Genomic DNA, 19,496 nt, shown 5'->3' on the forward strand with positions numbered 1-19,496 from the left:
GGGCTAAATCTACTGGCCTCTTTGCTTCAACTAGTTCCACCCACGGTCAAGGCATCGATTTTCAAAGTAGGCTGCCCTACTCCCACAGGTACCGATTGGCCATCTTTACCACAGACCCCAATCCCGCGATCCAAAGATAAATCATTACCAATCATACTGACTTTTTTCATTACATCCGGACCATTACCAATTAAGGTCGCACCTTTAACAGGGACGGTGATCTTACCGTCTTCAATCAGATAAGCTTCGCTGGCAGAAAAAACAAATTGTCCCGAGGTAATATCGACTTGCCCACCACCAAAGTTCACTGCATATAAACCTCGTTTGACTGAGCGAATAATTTCTTCTGGGTCACGCTGACCAGCTAACATATAAGTATTGGTCATTCTAGGCATAGGTACGTGAGCATAAGACTCTCGTCGGCAATTACCTGTGGATTGCATACCCATTAACTTGGCATTCAGTTTATCTTGCATATAATTTACCAATACTCCGTCTTCAATCAAGGTGGTACATTGAGAAGGTGTTCCTTCATCATCCATAGTCAAAGAGCCGCGTCGGTCTTTTAAGGTACCGTCATCAACCACAGTTACCCCCGGAGCTGCGACTTGCTGTCCAATGCGACCTGAAAACGCAGATAACCCTTTACGATTGAAATCACCTTCCAAACCATGCCCCACAGCCTCATGTAATAGCACACCCGGCCAACCTGGCCCTAAAACAACAGGCATAGTTCCTGCGGGTGCAGGCTTAGCGTCGAGATTAACTAAAGCTTCCCGCACCGCTTCGCGCGCGTAACTTAAGGCATTGTCTTTTTCAGTGAAATAAGAGTAGGCGACACGTCCGCCCCCCCCAGATCGAGCTGATTCACGGCGGCCGTTTTTATCCTCAACAATAACACTTACATTCACACTGACTAAAGGGCGAACATCAGCAACCATCTTGCCATGCATATCAGCAACCATAACCACTTCATAACATCCACTTAATGAGGCATTAACCTGAACTACTCGTGGATCGATACTACGTGCTTCTTTATCAATAGCTTCAAGTAAAGCAATTTTCTCTTGCTTACTCATTCCTTCAATGGGGTTTAGCCCATGATAACGTGATTCAGCAACCGTATTGATGTGAACCGGCTGTAAAACCTTCGCCCCAGCTAGGGCAATAGATCGAGCGGCATCGGCGGCACGCAGCATTGAAGGTAAAAGGATGTCATCACAATATGCAAAGCCTGTTTTATCACCACTTACTGCACGGATGCCTACGCCCTTATCTAAAGAAAAACTGCCACTTTTCACTACCGAATCTTCTAAATACCACGATTCGTAACTGCAGCTTTGGAAATATAAATCTGCATCATCAATATGATGACTCATCATCGACTTAAACAGTTTTTCAATACCGGTTTCATCCAAAGATGCTGGAGCCAGTAGAATCTCTTTTGCTGTAGTTAATGCTTCTGTCATTTAAGTACCCTTTAAATTTAATACGTGATGGTCCACCGTTGGAAAGGTTTTTCGCAAATGATGCAGACCATGCAAATCAATCTCTGCGGTGACTATTCCAACACCTTCTTCTTGCTCAGCCAATACCCTGCCCCAGGGATCAACAATCATGCTGTGTCCATAAGTAGATCGCCCATTTTCATGTTGCCCTCCTTGGTTGGCGGCTAATACATAACAAAGGTTTTCAATCGCTCTTGCCCGCAATAAAACCTCCCAATGAGCCTGACCCGTTATTGCTGTAAATGCGGAAGGAACAGTGAACAGCTGCGCACCTTGAATCGCTAATTCCCGATAGAGTTCCGGAAAACGTAAATCATAACAAACTGTTAATCCAACCTTGCCTATGGGCGTATCCACAAGGGCAAGCTCATGTCCTCTTTCTATAGTGGCAGATTCTTGATAACTCTCTTGTAAGGAAACGTTTACATCGAATAAATGAATTTTATCATAACGTGTCACACAAAGCCCTTGATTATCATAGACTAAGCTACTTGCACGAACCTTAGAACTACTCACTTTGATAGGGAGTGTCCCAGCAATAACCCACAATCCTAAACGTTTTGCTAGCTGGCTTATCTTCTCCTGGATTGGGCCCTGGCCATAAACTTCCCCAATCTGCAGCTTGTCTACATCCTTATGCCCCATAAAGGCCAAATTTTCAGGTAATAAAACTAATTCTGCTTCTTGTTCACGTGCTTGCACCATCAAGGTTTCAACGTGCTGCAAATTCTCCATCACATTTGCTGAAGAAACCATTTGGGCCACCGCAACTCGAGCCATAGTACGCCTCATCTACTGCATTAAGAATTTTTCATCATACTATAGACTAGTATAGATCCTCAAAGAATTTGGAATTCAAAAAAATTCAAATATTTCTTGACAAAATTGCCCTATACTACTTGAAATATAGGAAACTTATCCCCAGATGTGCTAGAATAAATATAAACGAAAGAGGAGTTCTAAACGATGAACCGAAATGATGTTACCCTGATTAGCCAACGTAGGGAATCGGCACTGTCCAGCAATAAGGTACTGCGCAATACCTACCTGCTGCTTAGTTTAACGTTCTTATTTAGTGCGTTTACTGCCTATATGTCTATGGCAAGTGGTGCGCGCCCAGTAAACGTCCTGGTGATGATTGTAGGGGTTTATGGTTTAATGTTTTTAACCCATGCCTTACAAAATAGTGTTTGGGGTCTGGTTAGTGTTTTTGCCTTTACGGGCTTTCTAGGCTACACCTTAGGCCCACTATTGAACTTTTACATGCATAATTTTAGTAATGGACCTCAGCTAGTTGCTACCGCGCTCGGTGGTACGGGTATGATTTTCTTTGCCCTTTCAGGTTATGCCTTAACCACGAAAAAAGATTTCAGCTTCCTAGGTGGATTCCTTTTTGTTGGCATGATGGTGGCGGTCTTAGCGATGATTGCTGGAATATTTATTCAGATCCCAGCATTGCAATTAGCTATTTCAGCAGCATTTATCCTGATTTCTTCTGGATTAATTCTGCTCCAAACCAGCGCCATAATCCATGATGGTGAGACAAATTATATTGCTGCCACAGTAGGTCTGTTTGTATCTATATACAATTTGTTCGTGAGCCTGCTCAATATATTAAGCGCATTCTCAGGCCGCGACTAAAATCGGTCTCCTCTACTTGGTCCCGGCACTTGCTGGGATTTTTTTGCTTTAATTTTAGGGAACAGTTTATAAACTTTAGACTGGCCCTACCAGTATTCCAACGAACGTAGCAGTGAGGCACCCAGGAGTTCGAAACAAGGAACTCTGGATTGGTTCATTCCGTTCGCAATGACGATGTTTTATTTAAAAATGGAAAACAAACTGTAAATCAGCAACCGCCCACTCTATTATATTGAAAAATCAGACAGTTCTACCTCGTTAACTATTAATTCATTCCCATCCAAATCAATGATGTCATCAGAGATATCTACCACTGGAATTACCTCAGCTGCAAGCATACGAATCGAACCATTAGCACGTAAATCGTTTAAATGGTCTTTGGGTGGATAGCAATGATTACTGGTATGCGCATCAATTACTTGAATCTTAATCGCATGACCATCGTGGACCACTACTAAAGTCCCGCGCATGTCGTCAAATGTAAATTGAACATTCATCTGTTTTAAGACTGCTTTTATTTGTGATATGCCTTGAATTAAATCTTCATTTCCCATAAGAAAATCAAGATCATTAGGGTTCGGCCTAGTCGGATCTTGTAATTGTTTCGCAGCACTACCTGTCAAGATAAATTGATGCCGAGGAAACTCAATACTTAACAATTTAAATAAACCCTCTAAGAATGGCTGGTATACTGTTGAGGGAAGATTTTTTTCAAAATCAGGTTGCTCAATGCGGTTATCAATAGAAAAACTTGCCAGTGCCGGGGGGAAAAAACCATTACCTTTGCTATACATCTTCTACATATCTCCTTCAAGTTAGGGCTTTTTCACCCAAGGGCATAATTATAACAAATTACAAAATAAACGTGCAAAAAAACTTTATTTAAACAGAGTAAATCCGAATCTAATCTAAAAATTAATAAGACTGCACATTGTTTTCCCTAAAATTATCCGATACTCTAAAAGTTCATTATCTCTCAACCACAGGAGGCTTTGCTCACCATGCACCATTAACTACTTAACCATGACTGAATAATTAGGAGACGTCATATGCCTAACACTAAAGGGAAAACTACACTATCGTCCAAGGAAGCGGCACGCAAGCCAGCTCCATCCATTCAATCAAGCCTCTCCAAGCAAAAAAAATCAGCTAATTTACAGTTTTTCTCCTCGCAAGAATGCAGTGCCGAACAATTAAAAACAACAGCAAAAAAATTATTCCCTCAACGCGCGCGCCAAAAGTTTAGTTATCAACAAAACCATACTGCCTCATTAGCCCTTCCGTTAAGCAATGAACAATTGAATCCAGACGAACAATCCGCTGCCCAACTCCTTTTACTCGCCAAAAAGAATATTCTGGAGCATGCGAATATGCGTGTGGATCTGTTTTTTTATACCATGATTGCTTATTATCAAAAAAACCTGAGTCCCGTATTGGGCCATACTTATCTGCAACATGGCCGCGGCCGCAGCTCAGAAGCTAACCTATTGCTTAGCGAAGCTTGCCATAACAGTATATTTCCTGCATTAATTGATGAAACCATTTTAAACAAAGATGAAAGACCGAAGGCCTGTCTGCTCAGTGGCACTCATTTAATGAATAGTCTCAACTCAACTACTGAGCTACCCCCCTTTGTGAACGACCTTGATGACGTCATCGAACAACTATGTCGGGAAAAATCCTTAGTGATTTTACAAGCAGTCTCGCGAGGTAGCATTAATCCAGTTGAAGGCCTGACCTTGTTTTTACACTTGCTCAAAACATCTTTAGAGACGATCAGCCAAAACGCCAGTAAAGAAAAAAATCCCTTCCTCACCGAGTTAGTTGAGCTTGTTACACAAGGCTCAATAACCCATCGCCTTGACGAGGATACGGAAACTGTTAGCGATGAATACGTACAAATGCTATTACAGTTAAATAACAAAGAGAAAAAGGATTGTCTCAATAAGAAACTAAGAGGAAAAGTTTATACAGAGAAATTTGCGCAAATGCAAAATGAAATTTTAAGTATGGAAGTAGAGCCATTAGTTTCTACCACCCATTGTCAGCTCTAAATGATGGTGCACTCATTTTCTATAGGAGTCCAATGAGTCTCCTTTATCCGATCCCGGCAGTTGCCGGGATTCTTTGTATATACGAATGATTTAAAAGAATAATTTTTAAATTTTTATTAAAAAGATGAACACACGCTCTACTTATGGATTTGACTATGAGCCAAGTAATACGGATATTATTGCAGTAATAATTATTCTGGCCATTCTTTTTCATAGTCTAAATTTCTAGGCGTTCAAAACAATCACGTCACGGATTAACATAAAGTCTCGCTTCCAGCATTAGTTGACGCATGTGTCTTACGGCTTCTTTCATTCCGCAGAATAAAGCGCGCGCAATAATGGCATGACCAATGTTAAGTTCATGTAACTCTTTAATTGCAGCAATCGCTTGTACATTGTGATAATGTAATCCATGACCCGCGTTAACAATTAAGTTTAGGCTGGCTGCATATTCCGCTGCTCGTCTAATACGTTCTAACTCGTGTTGTTGTTGCTCAACATGAGTGGCATCGGCATAGCAACCAGTATGCAATTCAATAACAGGAGCCCCCACATCTGCAGCAGCTTTGATTTGATCCAGATCGGGGTCAATAAACAAAGAAACCTCACTGCCCATTGCCTGCAGACGTCGCACTGCACGCTCAACTGTTTTTTGGTGCGTTAAAATATCCAACCCACCCTCAGTTGTTATTTCTTCACGCTTTTCAGGTACTAAACAAGTATGCTCAGGAGATATTTCTTCTGCAAATTCAAGCATAGAATCAGTTACGGCTAATTCAAGATTCATGCGAGTTTGTAATACTTCTTTTATCAAACGCACATCACGTGCTTGAATGTGGCGTAAGTCTTCACGCATGTGTAAGGTAATTCCATCAGCTCCAGCTTCTTCAGCATCCATGGCCGCTTGTACAGGATCCGGATAACGGGTACCACGTGCTTGTCGCACTGTAGCTACGTGATCAATATTTACACCTAATAAAATCAGCTTACTCATTTTGCACCACACAAGGTAAAAAGAAGAGTATAATGTTCCTGCCTATCTAAACTCAAGCTGAGCTTTACATTAGCTTAGTAAACTTGCTACCATGCTGCTCATTTTTCATCAAAATGGAATAATTATGAGACTTAACAAAGCACTTTTCTTGAGTATAGTGTTTAGCTGCAATGCATTTGCCACCACGCCCACTGCACAGACATCCCTTAAATATCCTGTAACCAAAAAAATACATTCGTTAGTACAAGCACGTCTGAAATCACTAAAGCACTCAAACCAGATGCGTGCAAACGAAGGCCTCGCGACAGCAAAGCAGTTGGGTATGAACAATATTCCTGTTTTTGATCAAGGTGATAACTATTATGACTCGGCATACGCTAGCACAGCAGCAATTGATGCCCTATTGGGTCGAGGCGATTATATAAGCCAACTTTGCTTTATCCAATTAGGTAATTATATGGATCCGTCAAATAAGGGCTTTGGTTTCACATTGCATCATTCATTAAGCCGACTTGAAAATTATGGATACATCAGAAAAGTGCATCAGAAAGGTGCTGGCTGCGAAGACCCTGATACCCCTTTTATAAATTATGAAACCTACAATCGACTTAGCCGCGATATTATCGGAGACTCGATAATGTGGTTCCCGCTCTTAAATTTACATAAATCAGTGAGTGAACGGGTAAATACCGAAAAAACCCTAATTGAGATCAAAAAAGCTATAAACCAGGAACATCGCGCTACCATGGGCTTTTTAGCATTCTATAAAGATGGGAACAGATTAGGTACTATGGGCTCTTATCATGAAAAGAATGATACTTGGATTCTTAATGCCCAAATGAAACGGGATCTCTATAACTTCCCTACCTTATATTATCGCAGCGTGATAATCACTGGATATGATAATGACGCAATTTCCGTAGATGAGATGGGAGAAAAACATAAAGGCCTACTGACATTACGCGGCTCCTGGGGTAGTGATGCGGGAGATCAAGGCGATTTTTATATGTCTTATGACTATTTCCGTGTTCTGGTACTCGAAGCGCAACAAATTGTTCGCGCTAACTTTGACTAATAGATTCAGTAGATAAAGGAGTTACTCCATGCAGTTTAATAAAGTTCTTATGTTAAGTATCGCATTGTTTGGTAATGCATTTGCTACTGAAATAGAGCCGGCAGGCACTATAGATTATACATTAAAACCCGCCGGAAAAGCTCAGTTTGCTCTGCCTAAAAGGCTCAAGCTGTTGCATTTTAAATTATCAAGTAATGCTATAGAAGCAATGCAACAAAAAGTTCAAGCCACCCATCAAAAAAGCTTTATCCCATCCATTATGCCAGCGCAGAACCAATTAGGAATGAATGGTGTTCCAGTTCTTGATCAAGGCTATTTTGGCACGTGTGTCACTTTTGCTAATACCGCAGCTATTGATGCGATCTTAGGAAAAGGGGATTACATAAGCCAGCTATGTTTACTCCAGTTGGGAAATTATAAATATTCTTATTCAGTTAGTGGTTGGAGTGGCTCGTTAAATCGCAGCATTTTAAGCAGACTCGAAGATCATGGTTTTGTCTCTAAAGAAACCCAACGTACCGTAGGCTGTGGTGGTCTTAATGAATATCCAGGGAATGAGGACCCAGCACCAACCACAGCTATTAGTTTTGATAGCTACCATAAACTCAGTGAAGGCTTAATCGATAATAAGATCTATTCAGCACCAATCCTTGATGCTTATAAAGCAATGCTTACTAATGAGGTAGATACCCAAGAATTGATTAGTGATATTAAGCAAGCAATTAATAGAGAGCAACGAGTTACTATGATTAGCTTATTGCCCGCGATTGATTTAGGTGTTGCCGGCGCGGTAGGCAAACATCATGTAGCTAATGATACCTGGGTTTTATCGACAACGATTGAGCGTGAACTCTACCAATACCCGTTCATGGCAGGCCATTCAATGATTATTACCGGCTATGACGATAATGCAACAGCGGTTGATGATTTGGGCCGTGTCCATACTGGTTTATTCACCTTACGTAACTCCTGGGGGACTCAGGTTGGGGATAAAGGCGATTTTTATATGTCCTATGATTATTTTAAAGTCCTGGGCTTTGAGGCAAACCAGATCGTTTATGATGAGTTCCTTGGTGATGAAGATGATGGTGGCGATCAGTCTGAGGAGGATGAAGAAGACGATGATGAGGAAGAAGTGAGATAACTTACGGAAGGTTGGGCCCATGGCCCAACCTACACCAAATACAATCCCCGAGCCTTAATCTCCCTTCCCCCTAGCAAGTGATCAACGGCCTTACGCATAATCACTTTTGCCGAATGCAAACACCCCGGTTCCACCAAATTATCTTGGGCTAAAGCAAAAATATGAGCACCAGGTATGCCCCGATCACTCAAGACAAACCCCTCCCCTGCAATAAACTGATAGTGTCTATCCACACGAATCAACTCTTCTGAGCGAGCCTCATACGTTAACGAAAAAGAATAGCCACAGGATTTCAACAAAGCCCATTCAAAACGCCTCAGTAACACCTCCAGCACCAAACGTTCTTTCGCCAAAGTTAAACCATTCAAAGTAAATAAATAGGCATCAAATAATGAGGGATCTGGAGCCTGGGGGCTTAGAACATAATAAAGGATTTCGTTCACATATAATGCTGAAAAAAGGGCATGGCCTTCAAGGGCTAAAGATGGGGAAATACTTTCGACCGTTTTCATATACAAACGTTCATAACGCTCATCAACGGTCAACCATAAAGGAGTAAAGGCTTGTAACAAAGCCTGTTTTTTGGGAGTACGCCCTCCTTTGCAAAGGCAATGAACCAGCCCGGAATCACGAGTAAAAAAAGTTACTCTTGCACTGGTATCCCCGGTCCATTGCTTATGTACAACCCACGCTTCGATTGTTCTAGTCATAGCCTAATTGTTTTAACATACGCTCATCATCAGCCCAGCCAGATTTTACCTTACACCAGCATTGTAAGAACACTTTTTTACCCAATAGTCGTTCCATGTCAATACGTGCATCAGTTGCCATTTCTTTTAATTTCTGACCTTTATCACCGATAATCATCCGTTTATGATTGTCTTTCTCAACCAAAATTAATGCATGAATACGTACTAGGTTCCCTTCGTCTTTAAATGATTCAATATCTACAGTAACTGCATAAGGCAATTCTTGCCCGCAAAAACGGAAGATTTTTTCACGTAGTAATTCAGAACAAAGAAACTTTGTGGGGCGATCAGTCAATTGGTCATCCGGGAATAAATGAGGGCCTTCGGGCAAATAAGTTTGCAACTTGTCCTGCAACTCAGTAACCTGCACTCCTGTTCGTGCAGAAACGGGAATGATTGCCGCGAACTCATGGCGCTGACTCATTTCTTCCATCCAAGGCAACAGTTGTGCTTTATCGTCAATCTTATCCACTTTATTAACAACTAAAATGCAGGGTATGTTGGCTTGTTTAACTAACTTCAATACATATTCATCTTCATCTTGCCAATGCGTCCCATCAACCAAAAACGCGATCACATCAACATCACGTAACACACTAATCGCAGTTTTATTCATCAAGCGATTCATTGCTTTTTTATTTCCCTGCTGATGAATACCTGGGGTATCAACATAAACAAATTGATAATCGCCTTCTGTACGAATACCTAAAATGCTATGCCGCGTTGTCTGCGGTTTTTTGGATGTAATACTTACTTTTTGCTCTAAAATACGATTAAGCAACGTAGATTTTCCCACGTTCGGTCTGCCAACTAAGGCGATGTAACCACAATAACTAGTCATTAATTTATTCCTGTATACTTTTAAGACATTTTATCAGTGCCCCCATCAAATAGCCAGACATCATTACCTCCTACTTGCTATTTCAGATAAAAACCAAGTATGCTGAACTATATCTGCACAATGAACAAAGTCTATGGCTGATTTTCTCACAACTGAAGGACACACCCAGGTTATTATTCCACTCATGATAACCCCCTTTAGTCATCAAGCGCTGCCAACAGTCGCCGGAAATCTATTTAGCGATGAGGCGGGAGCCGTGCTCATAGGCCATTATAAAATGGAATACCTCCTTCCCAATGATGATCGGATACGTCTTATCGCAAATCACGATCAAAAAACGGTGCAACTGATGTTATTTACGCACCAGGCAGAGCTCATTAAACGGCTTCCGGGAAAACGTCATTCATCGTTAATTGCGGATCTTATTAATAAGGTCCAAAGCTATTGCATCCGTTCAGAAAGTTATACCCATCCTCTTTCCTTGCCACAAGAGCAAAAACTACAAATCGCCAATGATTGCATTAACGGGCTACACCCTTTATTAAAAGAGGAGCGCCGCTTAACTAGCGATGATTACGAACAGCAAGAAGCATTAAGACGGAAAGCCATTAGTATTATTAAGCAGTACCGCGATAAAAACCGCATGCTAGCTAATAATCCCTTGATTTCTGAAGGCTCATTGGGAGATTTCCTCTTTGATGCCTATAAAATTGCACAAAATTACTCGTTTAGTCGTATTCATTCCGTTTCGCGTCAAGATCAAATGGATTTTAGTAAAATCAAAAAAGCAAATACTGAAAGTCCATGTTTCATCTGGGATAGTGAAGTACACATTGGGCATAATAAACGGGATTTAGATGATGCCTTAAGGGTTATTTGTCACTATTATGAAATTCCTCCCGCCCCCAGTTTAAATGATGTACCGGCAAATCGGCTTGAAAAAATCCATTCATTTTTTTATAAAATGTGGCATGACGGTCATGATTGGATTAAGCATCTGGCTTCGGAAAACAAGCCCGAACATAAAATTGAAGAGGAACAACCACGACAAGGTATTTCCTTAATACAAATCACCCCCTATTACAAACTACAGGGGCTTGATCAAAAAGCATATTCAAGTATCAATCAGCTTGTTGCCGATTTAATACAAAGTCCTTATGAGCCTACTTTTGCCGATAATGTAAAGCAAGCAAAAAAAATACTGAGTAATCAAGGTCATGCCCACTGCGTGGTTATTGCCAAAGAGCAACGAATCCTAGTAAGGCAAGAAAATAAAATAGCGGAATTACGTTATTTTAATCATGGAGAACATTTCTATCCCTTACCTACAGGCCAAGATCTTTATACCTTGGCCCAGGTTTGCAAACGGCACCTCTATCTTCCTGAGCGAGCAAGTTTGCAATTTAAAACCTTCGTAACGCGCATTCCCTATTTCTTTTCTAATTTTTATAAACGCATGCATCGATTTATTATTCATGACTTAAAAGAAGAATTTGTAAATCATGTACATGCCTCGCACCACACTCCGCAACAGCAGATTATTCAACCCAAACTCCGAAGTCCCAAGAAAAACTCATTGGCTCGAGTCTTAAGAAACAAAGGCCTGCTCATGAGTGGCCAAACTTTAGAGGAATTCATCAAAGAACAAATTCGTAATAATCCCTATGTGATTGCCCAAGAAAACCATCCCCCTATCCCCCCGACCTATGATAATCCACTGCATAGGATACTCAATATTGTTCGCCACATAGGGAATATTTTTATTGATGCCAGTGAACGTAATCCCCTAATTGGCTCCTTAGCAATTGCTGCATATTCTTTCGGTGGAGGAGCCATTCTTGCCTCTAAGCAATTAGAAGATATTTTAATAAAACTACACTTAAGCGGTTTGATTAGTGCCATAGAACCCACTCAAAAACTGGGGCATCTACTTAATCATGGCACCTACTCGCAAGCAGTATCCGTATCCGTCTTATATTGGCAAAGTACGATTGTGGGTGGGAATATGGATAAGTTTTTTATTGAAGCCTTTCAAGTTCTTAAAGAAGATCCGGTGCAAATTGCTATTATCGCCGCATTGGCACTAAGTTTAGGCTATGGTTTGACTAAAGCCATCCCAGCTTTAGAAAGAGAAATGGGGGATTTTCCCTACACAAACTATGCTGCCTTAGGAGGTAAGAGTGGTGCAGCAATGTATGATACCATCATGCATCCTGGTGATGATTGGTTTTTAGGTACGTGTAAATGGACTTGCAAAAGCTTTCTCACACTGGGAAAACTGTTTGTCGCTCCTTTTATCGAAGGATTTTATTATGGTTTTCATGATGGATTTATTCAAGGTGGCAAAAAGAATATTCCTTTGTTCCAAAAACTCAGCAAGCAATTCTTTGCAGCTATTTCCGACTTGTCTTTATCACTCATTACCCTTGTATTAATTGGAATAGGTTCTCTTTTTATTCATGTACCGTTTCGTGGTATAACAAATCTACTTACCAAAATTTTAGGTATACTAGGACATATTGAACCCATCGGTAAGGTACTGCTGACATTTGCTGACAGAGCTCCAAGACCTAATCTTCTTGCTAGTTTTAGCTTTTCACCACTTTATGGTTTTAGTTCACCCTTCGTACATTTTTCAGATAATACCCTTATTAATCTGGGTGTAAATACGGGACTTGGTCTCTTTTTACCGATATTGCAATTACTTAAAAATCTATTGATCCTACCGCTAATCGACATGTGCTCATTGAGCATTCGTCTAAGCATTATGCTTATTAATCCTCCAACCCGTGTATTGGCTTATTCCCTGGGACTGGTTCTTTGTACTTTTGGGGCGATGTGGGATCCATTTGCAGGTTCCTTATTTGCACGCAGCGCTGATGGATTAACCATCTTATTTAATTGGATGGATAATGGGATAAGTGGAGGAAAACAACACTTGCTTTCGTATATAGAAATCCAACGTCGAAATTTACATCACTGGGCCTTTGTTGCCCCCAATAGTACATTAAATACCTTACTAACCGATGAGCGTTATTTTCTAGATAAGCCCAGTCGCTATGAGCTTGTTCCCCATCGTCAAGACAGTCATCATTGTTTGCTAAAAGCTTTACTGGAACAACCAGACAGCCCTCCACAATCAGCCTGCATCGAGCCAACTCATTACGATTTGTTTTCATCAGTGCCTTCCTTAGAGCAGCCTGTAGAGGAAAGAGCCAGTCCATCACACGCTATCAGTAAATTGCAATAAACAGTATCAGATAGGGTTTATCTATTTATTTTCATAGAAAAAGTAATTAATCCTATAAAAAATAGTTAAATCATAGTAAAAATATTTAATACCCGCAGCAGAGGCCAAAAAAGCTGGTGCTTTATTAGGCAATATTGTGTATAATTAACAGAAATGGGGCAATTAGGAACATATATATGACATACCAATCTACCACCGATCGCGATTATCCCCTGGCAAGCAACCCCGAGGCAGACCACTGGTTAGACGAGGCAATTAAGTCTCAACCGCTGTATTTTGCCGAGCCATCTGATAAAGATCTGGACCCAGATTCCCCAATTAATTTAAGTCGTTTTGGTCTTCATAATGCAACCCAGGTAAAAGCATTTTTATCAACATCCGCTGGAGAAAGTCTTAAGACTGAAATCAAGGCTCAAGTAGCACTTGATGAAGCTATTGAAGAACAACAAATGTTTGAACTCCGCGAACATGAAAACCTAATGCACCGTCTCAAAGCACACCTGCTACTTTGGTTCATTGAAAAAAAAGGGCATGCAGCAAGCCACCTTAGAGAGCTTATTGAAGAACAAAATGCGAAGGCCATTCATCAAAGTAAGCCTGATGAGAAACAGCAACCTAAAACTTCAAAAGAACCACCTACAAGAGAGATGCTACAACAAACCTTAAATAGCTATATTGCCGCAATTAAAGAATGTGAAGAACAACATAAATTAGTCTCTGCAGAAGAATCTCAATTAACTGAAGAATTCGAAAACTTACATAAACAAAAAGCGCGTCTGAATAACAAACATGATTTGTTCCTAAACCAAATGGCCGCCTTTCATGAACAAATCGAAAGCTATGAACTATTATCCGATGAAGAGCTCGATACTCAAATGAACGAGATAGAAGAGGAACTTCATCGTCAAACTGAGGTTATTTTAGACATATTAGACAGTAACGAACCGGGAAGTGAAGACAAAGCACGCGAGCTGTTGGATCAACAAGTGGCGTTAAACCTTGATTTAGCACAGCTAAAAGACATACGTTCTCAACGTGCGCAACAAAAATCATTTTATGATGCAAACGGTGTAGAAGTCCCTTCAGCCAAAGAAGCAACCTTTATTGTAAACAACGATAAAAAAGTAATTAATAAAGACGGACAGTATTACCTAGTGAAGAAAGAAGATAAAGTTGAGGACATGACGAAAGAGCAACTTGCTAAAGCCTCATCTGATTTCCAAAAAGCAGAACATGAAATTTCAACGGTTAGTAAGGCTGTAACCAAAACACTTAAGATGGAAAAAGAATTCCATAATCTGGATCAACGCCTAGATGATGTCAGTGCAAAAACTCAAGCAAAACGTGATGAAAAAATGAATCTTGAGAATAAAATAGTTCTTTTACAGTCCGTAAAGGCATCCTTTGTCCAACAAAATCCCGGAATAGAACTAGACGCTGCGCCAAAGCCTACACCGACAGCTTCAGGTAAGACTCCGGCTCCATCAATGGCATTACCACCTCCACCACAATCAGTAATTAAGATTTCTCATAAAGTAATACCTTTCTTTAGTTTCTCATCGAAACGTGCATTTGATGAAATCAATGATGATAAAACCTTAAATAAAAAAGATAAAAAAGAGGTTACGGATTATTTCACTAAGTTATTAAAAAGCTTAGGAGTAGGCAAAATACTTTCTCTTGCTCCTCTACCTGATACAACCATGCAATCTTTGCTACAACATATGTCACGATTTGGAGCGGTTCAATCCAAACCAGGGGTAAGTACAGAAAAAGGTCCTTTAGATTTGCAACAGGATGTTAAAATGTCACCTCCTTTAGATGGCCCACATCCAAAAATTGGTCCTAAACCGCCAGCTCCTAAACCTGAAGAGCCAGAAATGAAACCATTTAACCCATCACCATTTAAAACAGGTTATTAATAATATCTAGCCTGGTTGCTTGCACTTAATTTATGTAGGGCTTGGCGCGGATAGGGACCGAATTGCCGCGCTCAAGCCGCGGGAATTCGAGTTAAGTGACATTGCAAGCAACCAGCTTTTCATTTGCATACCTAACAAACAAAAGCTGTAACCCTATTAGCTCAGCGTATGACTGGATCAGCAAATCAATATCATTAAGATTAGGAATATCCCAGGCTTTACAGCCCCACCTACTCCGTTTATTATAAAAGTCTCGCTCATCATCAACAGGTGGAATTAAAATGATTTTAGATACGTTATTGGGCAATCAATCCATAATCATCTCTCTGGATGTTGATAATTTTTTATTTGAGCGCTTAGCACAAATTGCTCATGCAGGTTTTTCATTGGTTGAAATTAATTCCACCGAAACCAAACTCTTGCAACAAGCAATAGCCCAATTCCCATCAATTAAGATCGGTGCTGCACGAGTAACAGAGGTGCAGCAATTAGAATATTGCTATCATGCGGGAGTGCATTTTGCCACGAGTCCTGGATTTTTACCCTCAATTGCGCAAACAGCGACGGTTTACTCCATGAATTATCTGCCTGGCATTGCAACTATATCAGAGGCAATGGCCGCAATGAGCCTGGGTTATGTTCACGTTCGCCCCTTCCCTGCTGATTTAGCTTTTTGTACCATACTGAATAAATGCTTGCCTGGATTAAAACTATTCCCAGCTGAAATTGAATGGGAAGAAGCAGAGCATTTTCTGAATTTACCTGCAGTAGCAGCTGTTGGGATTAATAACCCCGATAAAAAACAATTAGCCGCACTTGCAACAAGTATTTTGGTTTAATACCTAATACTCCATAACCATCTGATGAGAATTAATATTTATAGCTACTTTCGAATTCCCGTGGTTTGACCCGCGGGATTCATCGAATCTTGGGTACTGATAGATACCAGAATCAAGCTGCTAATCTACAGCAATGGACTATGTTACTTATGGGTACCTATACAGCCCAACTAGATGTAGGTCAGGCTTCGATGGCTCATCGGCACCAACTCTATCCGGTTATTTCCGATTTATAAGAACATCTAATACAAAAAAAGCAGCACCAACACAAATCGCACTGTCAGCAACATTAAAGGTTGCAAAATGGTGATGTTGATAATACACATCAATAAAATCAATCACATAACCATAAAAGGCGCGGTCAATTAAATTACCGACGGCACCACCTAAAATAAGGCTAATCCCGGCGCATAAAAGGCGATCTTTATTCGAAGCGCGGATTAGCCAAACAATAAGAACCACACTCATGATTAAACTAAAACTGGCAAAAAACCAACGGTGCCAGCCCCCTGCCCCATTTAAAAAACTAAAAGCGGCACCAGTGTTGTATGCAAGAGTGAAATTAAGCATAGGAAAAATGGGCACAGGTTTATAAGCAGTTAAAGAAGCTCCAGCCCAGTATTTACTTGCCTGGTCACAAACTATAATTAAAATACTTAACGCAAACCAATGCCATTTTTTCATATAAATTGCCTCGTTTCATCTTGGCCACTAATATTGCCAACACAGCGTAAACACAGTTCTGGATGATTTACATCCTGTCCTACATCAGGTCTGCGATGCCAGCAACGGGCGCATTTCTCATGAGCACTCGGTGCTACTAAAATAGATACACCATATTCCGTTGTCGCTAATCCAGCAGGAGCAGTACTCATAGGCTGTACTGTTGCACCAGAAGTAATAAGTAAGAAACGTAATTCTTCACCTAAACGAGTTAACTTAGGTAAAGTAGTGCTCTCAACATATAAAGAAACTTCCGCAGCTAAAGCAGAGCCAATTTCTCCTTTTTGCCGTGTTTCTTCTAAAGCTTTGTTTACTTCATCGCGTATCACATGCAATTCTTCCCACTCAGCCATGTTCACGCCCTCAACTGCCGGCCATTCATTATACCAAAGCTCAGTGAAAATCGTCTCATTGGTATAGCCAGGAATAAACTTAGCAATCTCTTCCGCAGTGAATGACAATATAGGGGCCAACCATAAAGTAAAGGCTCTAATGATGTGATACATCGCTGTTTGGCAGGAGCGTCGTGCCTTGCTTTGTTTTGCACACGTATATTGGCGGTCTTTAATTAGATCCAAATAAAAACTACCCATGTCCACAGCACAGAAATTATGAATTTTCTGATAAATAACGTGGAATTGATAGCTTTCATAAGCAGCAATAATTTCTTCTTGTAAAAGCTGACAACGCTTAATCGCCCACTTATCTAACTCCAATAGATCCTTAGCATCAACGCTATCTACTTGAGGCTCAAAATCAAATAAATTCGCCAATAAAAAGCGAGCTGTATTACGAATTCTACGATACGCATCGGCATTACGTTTAATAATTTCATCCGAAATACTTACTTCATGACGGTAATCAGTCGAAGATACCCATAAACGTAGAATATCCGCCCCATGCTGGTTAACCATCTGATCTAAAGCTACATAATTTCCTTTAGATTTAGAGAGCTTTCTACCTTCAGCATCTACTGTATAACCATGGGTTAATACGGTTTTATAAGGCGCCACACCATACATAGCCACAGAAGTGGTCAATGAAGAGTTAAACCAGCCACGATGTTGATCAGAACCTTCAAAATAAATATCTGCAGGGAAAGACAACTCTTTATTTTGCTGTAGGACACAATAATGCGTTACACCTGAATCCAACCAAACGTCCATGGTGTCATTAATTTTATCGTAAAATGGTGCATCATCGCCTAGCAATTCTGCTTTATCCATTTCAAACCAAGCATCGATTCCTAATTGCTCAATACGCGTAGCAACCTGCTCAATGAACTCCAGAGTGTTGGGATGCAATTCACGGCTGGTACTGTGTACAAATAATGGCATTGGTGTACCCCAAGCTCTTTGTCTTGATATGCACCAGTCAGGTCTATTTTCAACCATGTTGCCAATACGAGCTTTACCCCAATCTGGAACCCAGTTCACGCTATCAATTTCTTTTATAATCGCCGGTCTTAACTGGTTTTTATCCATAGAAATAAACCATTGTGGCGTTGCTAAAAAAATCATCGGTGATTTATGACGCCAGCAGTGAGGGTAACTATGTCTAATGGTTCCTTTAGATAATAAAACCCCATTTTCAGCCAATACCTCAACAACACGTTCATTGACCTTTAATACATGCTGCCCCGAAAATAAACCTACATCTTCGGCAAAACAGCCATTAGCCTTAACTGGATTAATTAGGGGTAAATTATAAGCTTTACCAATTAAGTAGTCATCAGGACCATGAGCTGGTGCAGTATGTACGGCTCCCGTACCGGAGTCAGTCGTTACATGCTCACCTAAAACAACAGGAACAACACGACTGTAAAAAGGATGTTGCAATTTTAAATGCTCAAAGGCTTTACCTTGAACTGAACTTTTAATGGTGTAGCCGGTGATCCCGTAACGTTCCATTGCAGATTCAACAAGATCTGTCGCCAGTACTAAATAAAAACTTCCGGCATCAACTAGAGAATACTCAATTTCAGGATGCAAGCATACCGCTTCATTCGCAGGCAAAGTCCATGGAGTCGTTGTCCAAATAGGAACACTCAACTTTTTAACATCTGCTTTAATATTAAAGTGATTGATAAACTCTTCTGGATCAACCGCGTTAAAAGCTACATCAATAGATATGGAGGTTTTTTCTTCGTAATCTACTTCAGCCTCTGCTAGAGCAGAGCCGCAATCGATACACCAATGGACGGGTTTAAATCCTTGCTGCAGGTGGCCATTTTTAATCATTAAACCTAAAGCACGGACAATATTGGCCTCATAGCGAAAATCCATAGTGACATAAGGATTATACCAATCACCTAACACACCCAAGCGCTCAAATTCTTCACGTTGAATATCAATTTGGCTACCAGCGTATTCGCGGCATTTTGCACGAAACTCACGAGCGGAAACCTTATCACCCGCACGGCCTATTTTTTTCTCAACGTTCAATTCAATGGGCAAACCATGACAGTCCCAACCAGGAACAAAAGGTGCATCATATCCACTAAACGATTTAGACTTGATAATAATGTCTTTAAGAATTTTATTTAAGGCATGACCACAGTGTAAATGACCATTGGCGTAGGGAGGACCGTCATGCAGAATAAATTTTTTACTGCCGGCACGCGCTTTACGAATTTGTTCGTAAATTTTCTTTTCCTGCCATTGGGCCAAAGCTTCTGGCTCCCGAGTTGCCAAGCTTGCCTTCATTGGAAATGAAGTATTAGGAAGGTTTAATGTATCTTTATATTCTGCCATAAC

General features: G+C 40.6%; 16 protein-coding genes. 8 read left to right on the forward strand and 8 right to left on the reverse strand.

What is annotated here, in order from left to right; genetic code table 11:
• Window positions 1-26: 26 nt before the first annotated feature.
• A complete protein-coding gene (tldD, locus tag E1P08_RS03800; RefSeq protein WP_133135667.1) occupies window positions 27-1,469 on the reverse strand; it encodes a metalloprotease TldD in 1,443 nt (480 codons plus the stop codon).
• A complete protein-coding gene (locus E1P08_RS03805) occupies window positions 1,470-2,288 on the reverse strand; it encodes a carbon-nitrogen hydrolase family protein (RefSeq protein WP_133135668.1) in 819 nt (272 codons plus the stop codon).
• A 186-nt stretch (window positions 2,289-2,474) separates the two neighbouring features.
• Here E1P08_RS03805 and E1P08_RS03810 point away from each other — a divergent pair, with 186 nt between their 5' ends.
• Window positions 2,475-3,149 (forward strand): Bax inhibitor-1/YccA family protein, encoded by a 675-nt coding sequence (locus E1P08_RS03810; RefSeq protein WP_133135669.1) that lies wholly within the window; start codon window positions 2,475-2,477, stop codon window positions 3,147-3,149.
• Window positions 3,150-3,376: 227 nt separating this feature from the next.
• On the opposite strand, the gene E1P08_RS03815 is transcribed toward E1P08_RS03810, so the two are convergent.
• Window positions 3,377-3,943 carry a hypothetical protein gene (locus E1P08_RS03815; protein ID WP_133135670.1) on the reverse strand — a complete coding sequence of 189 codons (567 nt, stop codon included), beginning with the start codon at window positions 3,941-3,943 and terminating at the stop codon, window positions 3,377-3,379.
• A gap of 255 nt (window positions 3,944-4,198) precedes the next feature.
• On the opposite strand from E1P08_RS03815, the gene E1P08_RS03820 reads away from it, so the two are divergent.
• Window positions 4,199-5,203 carry a hypothetical protein gene (locus E1P08_RS03820; RefSeq protein ID WP_133135671.1) on the forward strand — a complete coding sequence of 335 codons (1,005 nt, stop codon included), beginning with the start codon at window positions 4,199-4,201 and terminating at the stop codon, window positions 5,201-5,203.
• 247 nt (window positions 5,204-5,450) lie between these two features.
• On the opposite strand, the gene pdxJ is transcribed toward E1P08_RS03820, so the two are convergent.
• Window positions 5,451-6,197 (reverse strand): pyridoxine 5'-phosphate synthase, encoded by a 747-nt coding sequence (gene pdxJ / locus E1P08_RS03825; RefSeq protein ID WP_133135672.1) that lies wholly within the window; start codon window positions 6,195-6,197, stop codon window positions 5,451-5,453.
• A gap of 124 nt (window positions 6,198-6,321) precedes the next feature.
• Between pdxJ and E1P08_RS03830 the strand changes: the two genes are divergently transcribed.
• Together E1P08_RS03830 and E1P08_RS03835 are read left to right on the forward strand one after the other, a co-directional pair.
• Complete coding sequence (locus E1P08_RS03830; protein ID WP_133135673.1) at window positions 6,322-7,272, forward strand: C1 family peptidase; 951 nt, start codon at window positions 6,322-6,324, stop codon at window positions 7,270-7,272.
• 28 nt (window positions 7,273-7,300) lie between these two features.
• On the forward strand, window positions 7,301-8,416 hold the full coding sequence (locus tag E1P08_RS03835) for a C1 family peptidase (RefSeq protein WP_133135674.1): 1,116 nt from the start codon (window positions 7,301-7,303) through the stop codon (window positions 8,414-8,416).
• 29 nt (window positions 8,417-8,445) lie between these two features.
• Here E1P08_RS03835 and recO read toward each other — a convergent pair whose 3' ends face one another.
• Together recO and era are read right to left on the reverse strand one after the other, a co-directional pair.
• Window positions 8,446-9,126: a DNA repair protein RecO gene (gene recO, locus E1P08_RS03840; RefSeq protein ID WP_133135675.1), complete on the reverse strand. Its 681-nt coding sequence runs from the start codon at window positions 9,124-9,126 to the stop codon at window positions 8,446-8,448.
• A complete protein-coding gene (gene era / locus E1P08_RS03845; protein ID WP_133135676.1) occupies window positions 9,119-10,006 on the reverse strand; it encodes a GTPase Era in 888 nt (295 codons plus the stop codon). The genes recO and era overlap by 8 nt, the downstream gene beginning before the upstream one ends.
• A gap of 133 nt (window positions 10,007-10,139) precedes the next feature.
• On the opposite strand from era, the gene E1P08_RS03850 reads away from it, so the two are divergent.
• From E1P08_RS03850 to E1P08_RS17120, 4 genes are all read left to right on the forward strand, one after another.
• Window positions 10,140-13,256, forward strand: a complete 3,117-nt coding sequence (locus E1P08_RS03850; protein WP_133135677.1) for a hypothetical protein — start codon at window positions 10,140-10,142, stop codon at window positions 13,254-13,256.
• Between the two features lie 176 nt (window positions 13,257-13,432).
• Complete coding sequence (locus E1P08_RS03855; protein ID WP_133135678.1) at window positions 13,433-15,178, forward strand: hypothetical protein; 1,746 nt, start codon at window positions 13,433-13,435, stop codon at window positions 15,176-15,178.
• Between the two features lie 281 nt (window positions 15,179-15,459).
• On the forward strand, window positions 15,460-16,017 hold the full coding sequence (locus tag E1P08_RS03860) for a multidrug DMT transporter permease (RefSeq protein WP_133135679.1): 558 nt from the start codon (window positions 15,460-15,462) through the stop codon (window positions 16,015-16,017).
• Between the two features lie 89 nt (window positions 16,018-16,106).
• Entirely contained in the window at window positions 16,107-16,253 is a 147-nt protein-coding gene (locus E1P08_RS17120; protein ID WP_165485076.1) for a hypothetical protein, read from the forward strand.
• Here E1P08_RS17120 and lspA read toward each other — a convergent pair.
• Both lspA and ileS read right to left on the reverse strand, forming a co-directional pair.
• Window positions 16,237-16,701, reverse strand: a complete 465-nt coding sequence (lspA, locus tag E1P08_RS03865) for a signal peptidase II (protein WP_133135680.1) — start codon at window positions 16,699-16,701, stop codon at window positions 16,237-16,239. The genes E1P08_RS17120 and lspA overlap by 17 nt on opposite strands.
• Window positions 16,698-19,493 (reverse strand): isoleucine--tRNA ligase, encoded by a 2,796-nt coding sequence (gene ileS / locus E1P08_RS03870; protein WP_133135681.1) that lies wholly within the window; start codon window positions 19,491-19,493, stop codon window positions 16,698-16,700. Before ileS ends, lspA begins: the two co-directional genes overlap by 4 nt.
• Window positions 19,494-19,496: the final 3 nt, after the last annotated feature.

The sequence above is a fragment of the Legionella rowbothamii genome, from assembly GCF_900639985.1.
GTDB lineage: Bacteria > Pseudomonadota > Gammaproteobacteria > Legionellales > Legionellaceae > Legionella > Legionella rowbothamii.